This window comes from Streptomyces hainanensis (assembly GCF_004348415.1).
Taxonomy (GTDB): Bacteria; Actinomycetota; Actinomycetes; order Streptomycetales; family Streptomycetaceae; genus Streptomyces; species Streptomyces hainanensis.
The window spans coordinates 1-15,193 of the sequence record NZ_SMKI01000159.1; the positions used below are offsets into that span (position 1 = coordinate 1).

15 protein-coding genes are annotated in these 15,193 nt (G+C 73.0%); 4 read left to right on the forward strand and 11 right to left on the reverse strand.

From position 1 onward, the window contains the following. Window positions 1-224: 224 nt before the first annotated feature. Window positions 225-1,637, forward strand: a complete 1,413-nt coding sequence (locus tag E1283_RS16525; protein WP_165956148.1) for an FG-GAP and VCBS repeat-containing protein — start codon at window positions 225-227, stop codon at window positions 1,635-1,637. Window positions 1,638-1,797: 160 nt separating this feature from the next. Here the strand turns inward: E1283_RS16525 and E1283_RS16530 are convergent, their stop codons facing one another. From E1283_RS16530 to E1283_RS16550, 5 genes are all read right to left on the reverse strand, one after another. Beyond that, the gene (locus tag E1283_RS16530; protein ID WP_132818814.1) at window positions 1,798-2,160 is read right to left on the reverse strand and encodes a hypothetical protein; all 363 of its coding nucleotides are present in this window, start codon (window positions 2,158-2,160) and stop codon (window positions 1,798-1,800) included. Window positions 2,161-2,220: 60 nt separating this feature from the next. Further along, the gene (locus tag E1283_RS16535; RefSeq protein WP_132818815.1) at window positions 2,221-4,482 is read right to left on the reverse strand and encodes an MMPL family transporter; all 2,262 of its coding nucleotides are present in this window, start codon (window positions 4,480-4,482) and stop codon (window positions 2,221-2,223) included. A gap of 33 nt (window positions 4,483-4,515) precedes the next feature. Then, window positions 4,516-5,070: a TetR/AcrR family transcriptional regulator gene (locus tag E1283_RS16540; protein WP_132818816.1), complete on the reverse strand. Its 555-nt coding sequence runs from the start codon at window positions 5,068-5,070 to the stop codon at window positions 4,516-4,518. A 275-nt stretch (window positions 5,071-5,345) separates the two neighbouring features. Continuing rightward, window positions 5,346-5,627, reverse strand: coding sequence for a hypothetical protein (locus E1283_RS16545; protein WP_132818817.1), 282 nt, complete (start codon window positions 5,625-5,627; stop codon window positions 5,346-5,348). 386 nt (window positions 5,628-6,013) lie between these two features. Next, window positions 6,014-6,571 carry a TetR/AcrR family transcriptional regulator gene (locus E1283_RS16550; protein WP_243744884.1) on the reverse strand — a complete coding sequence of 186 codons (558 nt, stop codon included), beginning with the start codon at window positions 6,569-6,571 and terminating at the stop codon, window positions 6,014-6,016. A gap of 357 nt (window positions 6,572-6,928) precedes the next feature. Between E1283_RS16550 and E1283_RS16555 the strand changes: the two genes are divergently transcribed. From E1283_RS16555 to E1283_RS16565, 3 genes are all read left to right on the forward strand, one after another. Further along, window positions 6,929-7,480 carry a SigE family RNA polymerase sigma factor gene (locus E1283_RS16555; protein WP_132818819.1) on the forward strand — a complete coding sequence of 184 codons (552 nt, stop codon included), beginning with the start codon at window positions 6,929-6,931 and terminating at the stop codon, window positions 7,478-7,480. After that, complete coding sequence (locus E1283_RS16560) at window positions 7,473-8,057, forward strand: hypothetical protein (RefSeq protein ID WP_132818820.1); 585 nt, start codon at window positions 7,473-7,475, stop codon at window positions 8,055-8,057. Before E1283_RS16555 ends, E1283_RS16560 begins: the two co-directional genes overlap by 8 nt. Before the next feature lie 111 nt (window positions 8,058-8,168). Next, complete coding sequence (locus E1283_RS16565) at window positions 8,169-8,807, forward strand: hypothetical protein (protein ID WP_132818821.1); 639 nt, start codon at window positions 8,169-8,171, stop codon at window positions 8,805-8,807. A gap of 106 nt (window positions 8,808-8,913) precedes the next feature. On the opposite strand, the gene mnhG is transcribed toward E1283_RS16565, so the two are convergent. The 6 genes from mnhG to E1283_RS16595 are packed head-to-tail and all read right to left on the reverse strand — an operon-like array spanning window position 8,914 to window position 15,129. Next, entirely contained in the window at window positions 8,914-9,306 is a 393-nt protein-coding gene (mnhG, locus tag E1283_RS16570) for a monovalent cation/H(+) antiporter subunit G (protein WP_132818822.1), read from the reverse strand. Then, on the reverse strand, window positions 9,303-9,596 hold the full coding sequence (locus tag E1283_RS16575) for an MrpF/PhaF family protein (protein WP_243744885.1): 294 nt from the start codon (window positions 9,594-9,596) through the stop codon (window positions 9,303-9,305). The genes mnhG and E1283_RS16575 overlap by 4 nt, the downstream gene beginning before the upstream one ends. Further along, a complete protein-coding gene (locus E1283_RS16580) occupies window positions 9,580-10,167 on the reverse strand; it encodes a Na+/H+ antiporter subunit E (protein ID WP_132818824.1) in 588 nt (195 codons plus the stop codon). The genes E1283_RS16575 and E1283_RS16580 overlap by 17 nt, the downstream gene beginning before the upstream one ends. Then, entirely contained in the window at window positions 10,164-11,765 is a 1,602-nt protein-coding gene (locus tag E1283_RS16585) for a Na+/H+ antiporter subunit D (RefSeq protein ID WP_132818825.1), read from the reverse strand. The genes E1283_RS16580 and E1283_RS16585 overlap by 4 nt, the downstream gene beginning before the upstream one ends. Next, complete coding sequence (locus E1283_RS16590) at window positions 11,762-12,241, reverse strand: Na(+)/H(+) antiporter subunit C (protein WP_132818826.1); 480 nt, start codon at window positions 12,239-12,241, stop codon at window positions 11,762-11,764. The genes E1283_RS16585 and E1283_RS16590 overlap by 4 nt, the downstream gene beginning before the upstream one ends. Beyond that, window positions 12,238-15,129, reverse strand: a complete 2,892-nt coding sequence (locus E1283_RS16595) for a Na+/H+ antiporter subunit A (RefSeq protein ID WP_132818827.1) — start codon at window positions 15,127-15,129, stop codon at window positions 12,238-12,240. The genes E1283_RS16590 and E1283_RS16595 overlap by 4 nt, the downstream gene beginning before the upstream one ends. Window positions 15,130-15,193: the final 64 nt, after the last annotated feature.

Sequence of the window (15,193 nt, forward strand, 5' to 3'; positions counted from 1 at the left end):
CGGCCCCCCTCCCCGCCTCCCTCAGGAACTACACCCGGGCGAACCACGCCACCTGAGACCCCACGGGGTCGGGGTCCGGATGACGCCCGGAGCGACTCACCACCACGTCAATGACGGTGCCCACGGCTAGAGTTGGCGACGTTCGCAGAACGTTCACGTTTGCTCCACGAAGCGAGGGGAATCGCTCGGTGCCGTATCTCACCACCTGTCGAAGACTCGCCCTGATGGTTGTTCCGGTCCTGGGGCTCGCGCCGTTGGCGGCCGGTCCCGCCCAGGCGGATCCGCCGGATCCGGGGCCGCGGCCCGTCGTCCCGGTGCCCGATGACTTCAACGGCGACGGCTACGGCGATCTCGTCGTCGCCGACCCGGGCGCCTCGGTGGACGGTCACGCCGGCGCCGGCGCCGTCACCGTCCTCTACGGCTCGGCCACCGGCCTGGCCGACGGCACGCGTCGGACGCTGACCCAGAACAGTCCCGAGGTACCGGGCAGCGCCGCGGACGGCGCCGCCTTCGGGCAGAGCGTCGCCGCCGGCGACCTGGACCGCGACGGCTGGACGGACCTGGTCGTCGGCGCGCCGCGTCAGGCGGTCGACGGGGTGGCGGACGCCGGGACCGTCACCATCCTCTGGGGCGGATCCGACGGGTTCGCCGAGGCCACGCTCCTGCCGCCCACCGAGGTGCCGGGCGAGGGCTGCCAGTGGGGCCTGACGCTGCTCGCCGACGGAATGAGCTCCGACGGCGTTCAGGACCTCAGCGTCGGCACCGCCTGCTCGACACACTTCCTGGTGGGGCCCTTCACCCGCGACGGCGTCCCGGCCGACGTGCTGACCGAGTACAGGCCTGGCGTGCCGGGCGCCACCGGCCACGTGGACAACGACCCGCAGGCGGAGCGCATCCTGCTGCGCGGGCCGTCCGACAACTCGCCGGGCGGCTCGGTCTGGGTGGACGACTGGGTGGACGGCCAGCTGGTCCCCACCATCTACTCCTCCTTCTTCGGGCGTCCGGAGGGCACGGCGGCCGCGGCCGGCGACGTCAACCTCGACGGGCACGGCGACCTGATCCTGGGCAACACCTACGACGGCGTGACCAACTGGCCGGTCGGCGGCCATGTCACCGTCATACCGGGCTGGGGTGGCGTTCCTCCAACCAGCGGCGGCTACCGGCTGCATCAGGGCAGCCTGACCCCGCCGGTCGCCGCCGAGTACGGCGACGCCTTCGGCGCCTCCCTCAGCACGGGGGACGTCAACGGGGACGGATACGTCGATCTGGCGGTCGGCGTGCCGGGCAAGGACGTCGCCGGGCGGCAGGACGCGGGGGCGGTGGTCGTCCTCTACGGCTCGGACCACGGCCTGGCCGGGATCGGCGCCCAGTGGTTCGACGCGGGTTCCTTCGGTGGCGACGACGTCCTCCAGGCCGGCGCCCGCTTCGGCCAGACCGTGCGGCTGGCCGACCACGACGGCGACGGCCGGGCCGAACTCACCGTCGGCGCGCCGGGCGAGGCCGGGGTCGGCTGCGTCTGGAACGCCGTCTCGGACGACGAAGGCCGCGTCGACACCGCCGGCGCCACGCGCGTCTGCGGCGGCGAGACCGGCCCACACGTGGAGAGCGTCGCGTTCGGCGGCATCCTGTCGCCGTAGCCGCTCCCCACGTCGTGGACGACCACACCTCACCGGGTTGTGGCGATCCGACGCACGGGCGGAGGGCCCGACCCGAGCCGTTGTCACCAGGGGCTGAAGTCGGGCCGTCCGCCGAGCGGGCTGTCCGCCGGGCGGGTCGTCGTCGTGACGCCTCGGGCTGTCAGCCTGCCAACGCCGCGCCCAGCCGGCGGATGACCGCCGCCTCCTCGTCGTCGACACCGTGCCTGCGCAGACCCGTCCTCGCCAGGTACTCGTGCTCGGACACATCGCCCGCGCGCTCCCCGGCGATGATCACCCGGTCCTCGATCCCGGCCAGTGCCTCCCGCGTCAGCCGCTGGTTCTCCACCGGAACGGCGAGCGCCCGGATCCCGGCGGCCTGCTGCCCGCCGACGTCACGTACCGGCACCGTCACCACCGCCTCGGCGGGAACGAGTTCAGCGGTGCGACGAGCGCCGGCCACCAGCCGCGGCGCCCGGTCCGACGCCGAACCCTGCCACGGGGGGACGCAGAGCACAGTCGTCATACGGCGACGCTACGAGGGCCGGGCGGGCCAGGGCCGCCCGGCCGGTCGGCGCCCCGTGGGTCAGACGGTGGTGGGTTGCTTCTCGGGTTCGTGCTCCGTGGGGTCGAGGCGTCGTTGGAGTTGTTCGCCTTCGATGTCGAGGTTGGGCAGGAGGCGGTCGAGGGGGCGGGGAAGCCACCAGGCGGCGTGGCCGAGGAGGGACATCGCGGCCGGGACGAGTGTCATACGGACGACGAAGGCGTCGATGAAGACGCCCATGGCCAGGGCGAAGCCGATGGACTTGATGATCGGGTCGTCGGTGAGCATGAAGCCGGCGAAGACGGCGATCATGATGACGGCGGCGGCCGTGACGACGCGGGCGTTGTGGCCGAGGCCGGCGATGGTGGCCTGGCGGGGCGCGGCGCCGTGGACGTGGTCCTCGCGCATGCGGGAGACGAGGAACACCTCGTAGTCCATGGCCAGTCCGAAGAGGATGCCGATCAGCAGGATCGGCAGGAAGCTGACCAGCGGCCCGGTGGTCTCCAGGCCGATGAGGTCGGCGAAGTGGCCCTGTTGGAAGACGGCGACGGTGATGCCGAACGTCCCGCCCACGGTGAGCAGGAACCCGAGGGCGGCCTTCACCGGGACCAGCACGGAGCGGAAGACGACCATGAGCAGCAGGACGGACAGGCCGACGACCAGCAGCAGGTAGACGGGGAGTGCGTCGGCCAGCTTCTCCGAGACGTCGATGCCGACGGCGGTGGCGCCGGTGAGGGCGAGCTCGGCGCCGTCGAGGTCGCGGACCTCGTCGCGGAGGGTGTGGACGAGGTCCTCGGTGCCCGCCTCCGTGGGGCCGGTGGTGGGGGTGACGCTCAACAGGACGGTGGTGCCCTGCTCGTTGGGCTGCGGCGGGGTGACGGCCGCGACGCCCTCGGTCGCGTCGATGATGCCCTGGGCCTCGGTGGCGGCGCGGTGGGCCGCCTCGGGGGTGTCGGCGGTGACGACGGCGATCAGGGGGCCGTTGTAGCCGGGGCCGAAGCCCTCCGCGGTGAGGTCGTACGCCTGACGCTCCGGTGAGCTGAGGGGCTTGGTCGAGGCGTCGGGCAGGGCGAGCCGCATGTCGAGCACGGGCAGGCTGAGCAGCCCGACGCCGACGATGCCGGCCAGCAGGACCGGCACGCGCAGCCGGGTGACCAGCGTTCCCCAGCGGAAGCCGGCACCCTGCCGTGTCTCCTGCCGTGTCTCCTGCCGCGTGTCCTGCCGCGTGTCCTGGCGCGTGTCCTGGCGCGTGTCCTGGCGCGTGTCCTGCTCGGCGGGGGCGGTCGCGGCGTCGGACCGCTCGGCGCGCTGCCCGCGGGAGAGCACCCGGTCGCCCACCACGCCGAGGGCGGCGGGGAGCAGGGTGAGGGCGACGACGACGGCCACGGCGACGGTCGCCGCGGCGGCCAGTCCCATGACGGTCAGGAAGGGTATGCCGACGACCGCGAGTCCGCTCAGCGCGATGACGACGGTGGCACCGGCGAACACCACGGCCGAGCCGGCGGTGCCGGTGGCCCGGCCCACGGCCTCCTCGGCCGCCATGCCGTCGGCGAGGAACTGCCGGTAGCGGGAGATGATGAAGAGCGAGTAGTCGATGCCGACGGCCAGGCCCAGCATCAGGGCCAGGACGGGCGCGGTGCCGGTCAGTTCGACGGCGCCGCTGAGGGCGAAGAGGCCGGCCATGCCGGCGCCGACGCCGACCAGCGCGATGGCCAGCGTCATGCCGGCGGCCACCAGCGAGCCGAAGGTGACGACCAGCACGACCGCGGCCACCGCGACACCGATCGCCTCGGTGGCGCTGACCCCGTGGCTCTCGCCGGCGGTGACGGCCTCGCCGCCGTGCTCGACCCGCAGGTCGCCGGCGTCGGCGCCGACCTCCTGGAACGCCTCGGACTGTTCGCCGGTCAGGTCCTCGACAGGCGCGTCGAACTGAACGCTGATCAGGGCGTACCGGCCGTCCTCGGAGACCGCGCCGCTGGTGAACGGGTCCACCGCGCCGAGCACGCCGGGGACGGTGCCCGCCTCCTGGACGAGCGGGGCCGTCTCGGCCTGGTCGAGCCGCTGCCCTTCAGGGGCGGCCACCACGATGGTGCCGGACGCGCCGGTGGCCTGCGGGAAGTCGTTCCGCAGGGCGTCCATGGCGCGTTGCGACTCGGTGCCCGGCATGGAGAACTCGTCCGTGGTCTCGCCCATGAACGCGGCAGCCGAACCGCCGAGCAGCGCCAGCAGCAACAGCCACAGCGCGATCACGCGCCGTCGCCGGCGGAAGGAGAACCGGCCGAGCCGGTACAGCAGGGATGCCATGGTGGTGTCTGGTCTCTCTCTCGCTGATCGGGGTCAGGACGACGGCGGGCGGTCGGGGTCGTGGCCCAGTGCCCGCAGCGCGGCGCGGATCAGTTCCTCGCGCAGCACCGCGTCCGTCGTCGGGGCGGCGTACGCCGAGATGGCCACGCCGCCGAGCACCAGCCAGGCAGCGGCCCGGTCGCGCGGGTCGTCGGAGCGGCCGGCCAGGGAGGCGATCAACGGCAGATCGTGGTCGGGGTCGGCCGCGAGGTGGCCGGTGGTGCCCGGCAGGTCGTGGAAGAGGACGGTGAGCTCGTACCGGAAGGCGAGCGCCATGTCGACGAAGCCGGTGACGGCCGCCCGCACCAGGGGCTCGCCGGTCAGCGGCGCCAGCTCGGCCCGCAGCTCGGAGCCGCGCCGCCTGAGGGGGGCGAGCAGCTCGGTGAGGATCGCGTCCTTGTTCGCGAAGTGGTAGAGCAGCGACGCCTTCGAGCAGCCGGCGTCGGAGGCGATGTCCTGGAGCGAGGTGGCCCGGAACCCGTGGGCGGCGAACAGCCGCAGCGCCGAGTTCAGGATCTGACCGCGGAGCGCGGCCCGGGGGCGTGCCATGCGTTCCACAGTAACTGACCGATCGGACAGCTTTGACCGATCGGTCAGTGGCGTGGGTCACTCGGGGTGCGCGAGCACGGGCGCCGTGCCGGCGTCGCCGGCGGCCGGGACACCTTCCTGGTCGACGACTCGGCCCGGGCGTACATGGTCGACTCGTACGTGTGCGGCCGCGTTGCCATCGACGACGTGCGGCGCGCACTCGGCCCCCGCCGCGGAGCGCGGCGGGGGCCGACTGGCGGTCAGGGTTCAGTCGCCGCCCGCCCCGGCCAGGCCCGTCAGCGCGTGTAGCTCATCAGGGCCCGCACCATGTGGCAGGTGGTGGCGGACGGCGGGTGGATGCCGATGAGCGCCGCGGTGTCCCGTATGACGCGGTCACGTGCCTGAAGCGGGGTGCGAACGCCGGAGTCGAGCAGGGCGATGGCCAGACGCATGGCCTTGAGCCGGCGGTTGTGCGCGATGTACCACTCACGAGGCTGCCCGGCGGGCAGCGGCGCCTTCGCGAGCGGGGCGTACGGAAGGTCGAACAGCACGGGCGTCGAAGTGAGTGCGGCAGCCATCACAGGGGTCCTCCTGTCGCTGTCGAGAGCGCCGGATCACTCCGGCGGACTCTCTCGAACACTGCTTCAAGTTTACCGCCGAGCACTGACAAATCCCCTGATCACGCCGGATTTTGGAGCACGCACCGCGCACCACTGCCGCTGCGCGGCTACTCCCTGCTGCCGATCCTCGGCATCGCCCTCGGCCAGGCCGTCGGGCGCTGGGGCACTCCCGAACTGGCCACCTACCACCCGGCGTTCCTGTGCGAGTCGCTGCGGCGTCTCGGCGTCGTCGCCCTGGTCCTGTGGGCCGACCGCCGCTTCGGCCTCGACCGGGGCAGGACGTTCGCCCCGCACGCCGCCGCGTACGCCGTCCCCCGGCGTGATCCGGCTCGTCGCGGTGGCCGTCAGCTGTTCCGCAGGGCGGGCAGGACGGCGCTGTCGATGAAGCCGACCAGGTAGTCGGCGTCCACGTAGGCGCCCTCGAACAGGGGGCGGGTGATCAGCGCGGCGAAGAGCAGCTGCGGCAGGAACGCGACGGCGGCCGAACGGTCGGGCAACTCACCGCGCGCGACGGCGCGGTGGACGAAGGAGGCCAGATGCTCGCTCTCCGGCTCGATCAGCGTCTCCCTGAGCGCCCGGGCCAGATCGGGATCGGCGAGCGTCGCGTGGGCGAGCCCGGCGATGAGCGGGGTGTCCTTCTCCGCCTGGTCCGCCAACGTCCCGGCGAAGGCCAGCAGATCGCCGCGCAGCGTGCCGGTGTCGATCGCGCCCGCGTCCACGGGGCGCGTGGCGTACAGCGCCGCGGCCACCAGGCGCGGCTTGCCCTGCCACTGCCGGTACAACGTCGCCTTGCTGCACCGGGCACGCGCCGCCACCGCGTCCATCGTCAGCGCGTCGTAACCGACCTCCCGAAGCACCTCGATGGTGGTGGTCAACAGCTCGAGTTCGCGCTCGGGAGTCATCCTCGGGCGGCGAATCGAAGGAGCCGGCGCTTCGGCGGGCATCGCACACTCCCTCTCGCCCTCGGCCTGATGCTCGGGGAGGTGTCGGCGTTCCGCGCCCACCCCCGCGGAATCGTACTGTATGCCCAGGTCACACGGGCGTCGACGGCGGTCGGGTCCCGGCGGGCGGGGCCGTCGGCAGCCCGGACCGTTCCGGTGGGTCGTCGGTCGGCGTGCGCCACGTCTGCGAGGACGCGCACCGGCCGCGAGGGTCGGGCAGTTGTCGAACGGCCTTCGGCCGGGCCGGGGGTGCCGGCGGCCGCCGGTTTCTTGTCGCGCGGGGAGCCAGGTGGCACAGTGCAGCCCGATGGGAGAGGTATGCGAGCACCAGACAAGTCACCGGTCCAGGGTGTGGACCAGAACGCCTTCGACGCGTTCTACACCGCGAGCGTCGGCCGGCTCATCGGTCAGCTGTACGCGATGACGGGCGACCTCGCCGAGGCGCAGGACGTGGTCCAGGAAGCCTTCATCCGGGCCTGGGAACGCCGGACCGACCTGGACCTGGACGGCGCTCCCGAGGCGTGGGTACGCACGGTGGCCTGGCGGCTGGCGGTCAGCCGGTGGCGGCGGGTGCGCAGCGCGCTCGCCTTCGCCCGGCGGCAGGGCCCGCCCGCCGCGGTGCCGCCGCCGGAACCGCACCATGTGCTGCTGGTCCAGGCGCTGCGGCAGATACCCGAGGCGCACCGCCGGGCGGTGGTGCTCCACCATCTGTGCGACCTCACGGTCGAGCAGGTGGCCACCGAAACCGACTGCCCCGTCGGCACGGTCAAATCCCAGCTGAGCCGGGGACGTGCCGCGCTGGCGCGGCTGTTGGCCGACACCGAGCTGGACCCGCGGGCGACCGAACGGCCGGAGGCACGCCATGGCTGACCAGACCGAGTTGCAGGACCACCTCGCCGACCTCGCCGAGTCGGGCCGGCTGCGCGCGGTGCCGCTGGGCGCCGAGCGGATCCGGGCGCACGGTGAGCGGCGCCGGCGCCGCAGGCGGGCGGCGCGGGCGGGCGGTGGCGCGCTGCTGGTCGCGGCGCTGGCCCTGGGGGGTCTGTCGCTGGCCGGGACCGACCGGGGGCCGGAGCCGCCGGCCACCGACCCGACACCGACCCCCTCGATGTTCGTGCGGCCGACGCCCGCTCCGGGGCAGGAGTACGCCAGCGAACTGGGCTACGTCCACGGCGCGGTGGTGGAGGGGGACGCGGTGCGGATCACCGTCGAGCAGCTCCGGGCCGGGGAGGGCGCGCCGACCGCCACCGGGGTGGTGCACACGCTGACGCTGCCGCGGAGGACGCTGGTGGAGGCCCGGCAGTTGGCCGGCGGGGAACCGGCGGACCTGGAGCTGGGCGAGCTGGTGGACCAACTGGCCGGCGGGCCGCGGTGGGTGTTCGCCATCGACTACGACGGTGAGGGCCGGGTGGGGTCGCTGCGGGAGGCGTTCTGGCTCGCCGAGTGAGTCCCGCGAAACGGCGCGGGAATTTTCGGATCGAGGTGCAACCCGACGGGTGGGGTGGCGCGTAGAGAGCGTGAAATCCAGATCGCACCTGTTCCAGGAGGAACGTCAACCATGTCTGTCTCACGCCGCCGGGCCGCCCTGCGCTGGCTCACCGCCCTTGCCATCAGCACCGTCGCCCTGACCGGGTGCGGCGGCGGCAGCGACAACGAGGCGGACGCCACCGAACCGGCGACGTCGGCGTCGTCCTCCGCCGCGGCCGACGAGGACGCCGCGGCCTCCGCCGAGGACGAGGACCAGGACCAGGAGCAGGACCAGGAGCAGGAGCAGGGCGAGGACACGGCCCCGGCCGCGGACGGCGACGAGGCAGCCGCGGACGACGAGGCGGCGGCGGACGGTGCCGCCTGGGCCGGCACCAGGCAGTTCGTGCAGATCGAGGACGCCTGGACCAGCGGCGGCCAGACCTACCTGTCGGTGCGGCCCGCCGAGAAGGACGCGCTCACCGAGCCGCTGGAGGCGTGGGTGATCGTCCCGACCGAGGGTCCCTACACCACGGTCGCGGTGGCCGAGGACGCCCAGATGCTCCTGGCGGTCCCGCTCGGCGACGAGTCCCAGGCCGAGTCGTACTCCCAGGACGCCTTCGTCAGCCGGCTGACGGCCCACTCGGCCGAGACCCGGGAAGGTTTCGGCTACGACCTGAGCTTCGACGGAGAGGGCCAGGTCACCAGGCTGGAATCGCTGTACATGTCCTGACCGGGCAGACCCCGCCACCGAACCGGCGGCCCCGGCACCGCCCCGTCCCTTCCGGGGCGGAGCCGGGCCCGCGCCTGACGGACAACGCGACGTCCGCTTGGCCCGATCACCCGGTCCCGGATCCGTCCGGCTCCGGCCCCTCGCCGCCGGTGGCTTGTCGCCCCTGCCCGGCCAGGTCGTCGCGCAGCAGCGGGCCGGCTCCCGTCTGCCCGGTGCGGTGGGCGACCCGGGCCACCAGGTGGGCGGCGACCGGGCTGGTCAGCAACTGGAAGAAGACCACCAGTGCGAGCGTGCCCACGTCGACCCACGACCGCAGCCGCAGCGCCACCCCGGCCGTGAGCAGCAGAATGCCCAGCGTCTGGGGGTTGGTCGCGGCACTGGAACGGGTGAGGACGTCCGGCAGCCGCAGCAGTCCGATGACGCCCGACAGGGCGACCAGGGCGCCGGACAGCAGCAGCAACGAGCCGATGAGGTCGGCCACTTCGTGCCAGGTGTTCACGGGTGCGCCTTGGGGTTCGGGCGGTCGCGCACCGCGATGAAGCGGGCGATGCCGACCGAGCTGGTGAAGCCCAGAAACGCGATCACCAGCATGATCGACAGGTAGTAGCGGGTACGGGTGGCCGCCGCGTGCACCCCGATCCCGGCGACGATCAGGGCCGCCATCACGTCGATCGAGATGGCCCGATCGAGCATCGAGGGCCCGCGCCAGACGCGGATCAGCAGCAACGCGCCGGCCAGCAGGACCACGCCCAGGGCGGCGTTGAGCAGGATGTCACTCGCCTCGGTCACGACCGGGCTCCTCTCGTGCGGGGTCCGCGCCGATCCGGTCGATCTCGGCGCGCGTACCGAAGGCCCGTACGGCCAGAGCTTCCAGCCGCCACACATCGCGGCGGGTCCGCTCCACCTTCCCGGGGGCATCGGCGTCGGAGACGTGCAGGAACAGCGTCGCGGTGGCGCCGTTCACCTCGACCAGGGCGCCGCCCGGCACGCAGGAGACGGAGACGGCGGTCGCCGCGATCATCAGGTCGGTGCGGCAGCGCAGCGGCACCGCGATCACCGCGGCCGGGCGCGGCCGCCGGGTCCCGCCGAGGGACCGCAGCGTCACCGTGATGCTGGAGGCCACCATGTCGTAGAGGAGGTATCCGGCCAGCCGGAGAATCCCGATGGGCCGCAGCCGCAGGGCCAGTTCGACGGCCGGCAGCGGGAAGACGAGGCACAGCACGACGGAGACGAGCACCCCGCTGACGAGGTTGCCCCAGGTGGGCCCCGACCACAGCAGCATCCAGATCACGGTGAGCCAGGCGATCAACGGCACGTCCAGGCGCCGCCCGCGGGGGACCTTCGGGGCAGGGGGGGTCACGGGTTGAGCACCGCCTCGATGTAGGGCGTGCGGGCGAGGAGTTCGGTGGCCGACCGGTCGGCCACACCGGTCAGCGGTGTGGCGAGCACCGTGTAGGCGAGTCCCAGTGCCACGGCGCCCGCTGTCGCGCTGGTCATGACGCGGGGGATGCGGACGGTGGTGCGGACGCAGGCGCCGGCGGGTGTCGCGCCGCGGCCGGCCCGCCCGGGGGGAACGGCCGGCGCCTCCGCGTCCTCGTCGGTGTCCTCCAGCACCACTCCCTCCGCGGGCAGCGGGGCGGGTTCGGCACGCCAGAAGGCGAGGTTCCACACCTTGGCCATCACATACAGCGTGAGCACGCTGGTGACGGCCACCGCACCGAGCAGGACGTACGCGTAGGTCCCGCCCTCGGCCGCGCCCGCGCGCATGAGCCCGAGCTTGCCGATGAAGCCCGACAGCGGTGGGATCCCCGCGAGGTTCATGGCGGGTACGAACCACAGCACCGCCAGTAGCGGAGCGGTGCGCGCGGCGCCGCCCAGCCGGGTCAGCTCCGTCGTTCCGTACCGCTTCTCCAGCAACCCGGCGGCCAGGAACAACGTCGTCTGCACGGTGATGTGGTGTGCGGTGTAGACGATGGCGCCGCCGATGCCGTCCCGACTGCCGAGCGCGAGTCCGTACAGCATGAAGCCGATGTGGCTGACCAGCGTGAACGACAGCAACCGCTTGAGGTCGGTCTGGGCGACCGCGCCCAGGATGCCGACCAGCATCGACGCGAACGCGATCGCCATGAGCACCCGTGACAGGTGGTTTCCCGGGAACAGCAGCGTCTCGGCGCGGATCATCGAGTACACCCCGACCTTGGTCAGGAGTCCGGCGAAGACGGCGGTGATCGGCGCCGGCGCGGTCGGATACGAGTCGGGCAGCCACGCGGCGACGGGGAAGACGGCGGCCTTGACGCCGAAGACGGTGAGCAGCAGCACCTCGATCAGCATCCGCACACCGCCCGGGACCTCGGCCAGTCGGACGGACAACTGCGCGAAGTTGACGGTGCCCGCGGCCGCGTAGGCGACGGCGATCGCCGCCAGGAACACCAGCGAGGACACGAGCGAGACGACCGTGTACGTCGATCCGGCACGTAGGCGCGGCTCGGTGCCACCGACCGTGAGCAGCACGAAGCTCGCCATCAGCATGATCTCGAAGCCGACGTACAGGTTGACGAGGTCGCCCGCGAGGAACGTGCAGGAGACCCCGGCGACGAGCACCAGGTAGGCGGGGTGGAAGACGGGGAGCGGCGCGCGGTCCTCGCGGTCGGCCATGTCCTGGCCCAGGGCGTAGACGAGGACGATCAGGGTGACCGCGCCGGACACGGTGAGCATCAGGGCGGACAGCCGGTCGGCGACGAGGGTGACCCCGAGCGGCGGGGCGAAGTCGCCGAGGTGGACGGTGAGCGGGCCGGCGCGGTCCGCCTCGAACAGCAGGATGACGTCCACGGCGAGCACGGCAGCGAGCACGGTGATGCTGATGAGGCGGTGGAGCGAGCGGAGGTGGGGGCCGATGAAGAGGCTGAGTCCGGTCGCGGTGAGCGGGAGGATGACGGGCAGGGGGACCAGGGCGTTCATGCGGTGTCGTCGTCTTGTCGGGGGGGTGGGGGGTCGGTGCCGAGGATGTCGTTCCAGAGGCTGTCGTCGGTGGTGCGGTCGCGGGCGTGGGGGTTCGGCCGGGGTCGTCGGGTGTGGAGGGTGCGTTGGAGGACGCGGTGGTCCTCGGTGTCGTCGGGGACGAAGTCGGATCCGGTGAGTTGGCCGCTGCGGTAGGCGATGGCGAGGGTGAACGCGGTGGTGGCGAGGGAGATGACGACGGCGGTGAGGATGATGGCCTGGGGAAGGGGGTCGGTGACGCGGGCGTGGGACACACCGGGGTAGAGCAGTGGGGGGACTCCGGCCCGTCCGGTGGCGGCGAGGACGAAGAGGTTGATGCCGTTGCCGCACACGATGATGCCGATGAGGACGCGCGTGAGGGCACGGGTGTGGATGAGGACGACGCCGGCCGAGGTCAGTACGACGGCGCAGGCGAGCAGGGTCGCGCTGACGGTCATGGGGCCGCCTCTCCGCGCAGGGCGAGTCGTGCGGCGTGTTCCGTGTTCTGGTCGATTCTCGACCCCAGGGCGCGTACGGCGTCGAGGACCGCGCCCAGCACCAGGAGGTAGACACCGAGGTCGAAAAGGACGGCGGTTCCGGCGTGGAAGTCGCCGATGCCGGGCAGGTGGCCGTGCCAGGTCCAGACGTGCAGGACGGTGCCGTCGACGAGTCCGGCGAGGGCGATTCCGGTGATCACGGTGAGTCCGATGCCGGTGAAGAAGCCGGGGTGGACGGGTGCGGCGGTGGCCAGTTCGTGGCGTCCGCCGGCCAGGTAGCGGATCACCAGGGCGACGCCCGCGACGAGACCGCCGACGAAGCCGCCACCTGGCAGGTTCTCCGCGCACAGCAGGAGGTAGACGGACAGGATGAGGATGGGGTGGAAGACCAGGCGGGCGATCACCTCGAAGACGACGGAGCGGTGTTCGGGGGCCAGGGTGTCGCCGGCGGCGAGCCAGCCGCGTTCGGGGGCGCCCTGGCCGTGGTGGCCGGGAGGCTGCGGCGCGGGGCCGGCCAGTGACCAGGCGGTGATGCCTTCGGGCAGGGGCGGTGGGATGCCGGTGGCGGGTCCCTGGCGGCGGTGCACGTAGAGCAGGCTGGTCACCCCGAGGACGGCGACGGCCAGGACGGCGGATTCGCCCATGGTGTCCCAGGCGCGGAAGTCGACCAGGATGGCGGCCACGACGTCCTTGAGGCCGTGGTGGGCGGTCTCCTCGGTGAGGGCGGCGCCGGCGGAGGGTTCGTCGCGGGCGGCGGCGGCCAGCCATACGGCGCAGGCGACGGCGGCTCCGCTGCTGAGTCCGAGGATCCAGCTGGCCACGCGGCGGGAGTTGGGCATCGTTTCCTCGAAGTGGACGGGCAGTCCGCGCAGGACGAGGACGAGGATCACGGTGGCGACGGTCTCGACGCCGAACTGGGTGAGTGCCAGGTCGGGGGCGCCGTGGACGACGTAGAGCAGGGCGGTGCCGTAGCCGGTGAGGCCGGCGAGGACGGCGGCCTTCATGCGCCGCCTCACGACCAGGCACATGAGGGCGCAGGCGCAGGTCAGGGCGGCGACCGCGGCTTGCCAGGGGGAGTCCCACCCGCGCGGTCCCGGCGCGCCGCGCCAGGGGTGCTGGGTGGCGAGTACGGCCAGCAGCCCGGTGAGCATGACGGCCAGGACGGTGGCGACGTAGGCGGGCAGTGATCCTTTCTGCACCGCGCCGGTCACCTTCAGCGCGGTGCGCTCCAGGCCCAGGACGCAGCGGCCGTAGACCTCGTCCGCGGCGGGCCAGGCCCACCGCCGGCCCAGCGTCGCGGCGGGTGTCCGCAGCACGAACAGCGCGGCCCCGCCCGCCCAGGCGAGGACGGACAGGCCGAGCGCCGCGCCGAAGCCGTGCCACAGCGCGAGGTGGTAGGGGTGTGCGGGCACGGGGTACCGCGCGGCGTACGCCTCGAAGAGTCCGGCCGTCCAGCCGATGCCGGGGCCGAGCACCAGGCTGGCGGCGGAGAGCAGGGCGGGCGGTGCGAGGAAGGCGGCGGTCACGGGGCGCACGTGCGTGTCGGAGAGGCCGGGCTTGCGGGCGAAGGCGCCCCACAGGAAGCGCAGCGTGTAGGCGGTGGTCAACGCGGATCCGGCCACGACGCAGACGAGGACCACGCGCTGGGCGGCGCTGCCGTGCAGCAGGGCGTCGAAGGCCGCCTCCTTCGCGGCGAATCCGAGCAGCGGGGGCAGCGCCGCCATCGAGGCGCCGGCCACCACGGCGGTGGCGCACACCCAGGGCAGCCGCCGGCCCACTCCGGACAGGCGCCGCAGATCCCGGGTCCCGGCCGCGCGGTCGACGATCCCGGTGACCAGGAACAGCGCGGCCTTGAACAGCCCGTGTGCCAGGATCATCGCGATGCCCGCGAGCGCGGCGCCGTAGAAACCCGCGCCGACGAGCACGACGAGCAACCCCAGTTGGCTGACGGTGCCATAGGCGAGCAGCAGCTTGAGATCGTTCAACCGCAGCGCGCGCCACCCGCCCAGCAGCATGGTGGCGGTGCCCAGTGTCAGCACCAGCAACTGCCACGGCACGGCCTCGGCGAAGCCGGGGGCGAGGCGGGCCACCAGGTACACCCCGGCCTTCACCATGGCGGCGGCGTGCAGGTACGCGCTGACGGGGGTGGGCGCGGCCATGGCGTTGGGCAGCCACAGACTCAGCGGCCACACCGCGGACTTGGCGAACGCCCCGACGAGGACCAGCACCAGCGCGGTGCCGAGCACACCGCTGTGGGCGGGCGGCGCGTCCAGGATCCGCGAGATGCGGTACGTACCGGCGGCGTTGCCCAGCATGAGGAACCCGACGAACGTGGCGAGCCCGCCCGCCGCGGTCACCGTCAGCGCCTGCAACGCCGCACGCCGGCTGTCGCGTTTCTCGCTGTCGTACCCGATCAGCAGGAACGACAGGACCGTCGTCAGCTCCCAGAACAGGTAGAGGACGATCAGGTCGTCGGCGAGAACAAGCCCCAGCATCGCCCCGGCGAAGGCGAGCAGGTTGCCCCCGAACGCTCCCAACCGCCCTGTCCCGGCCTCGAAATAGCGCGCGCAGTACAACAGCACCAGCGCCCCGATCCCGCCGACGAGCAGCACCATCGTGAGCGCCAGCGCGTCCAGCCGGAAAGCGAGGGCGACGTCGTAGGTGGCGATCCACGGCCACACCTCGACCCGCGCCCCGCCACCGGCGGCCGTGCCCCACTGGCACAGCGCCCACCCGAGCGCCCCCGCGGGCGGCAGCGCGAGCACGGCGAAACCCACCGTCCCGACCCGCCGGATGAGCGGCGCGGCACAGAGCGCGAGCACGAGGTGAGCGAGGACCAGCACGGCCATGGAACCATGCTTATCGGCACCAAAGGTGCGTAAGGGTGGGACGCGCCGGTCCACCCCCCTGGAG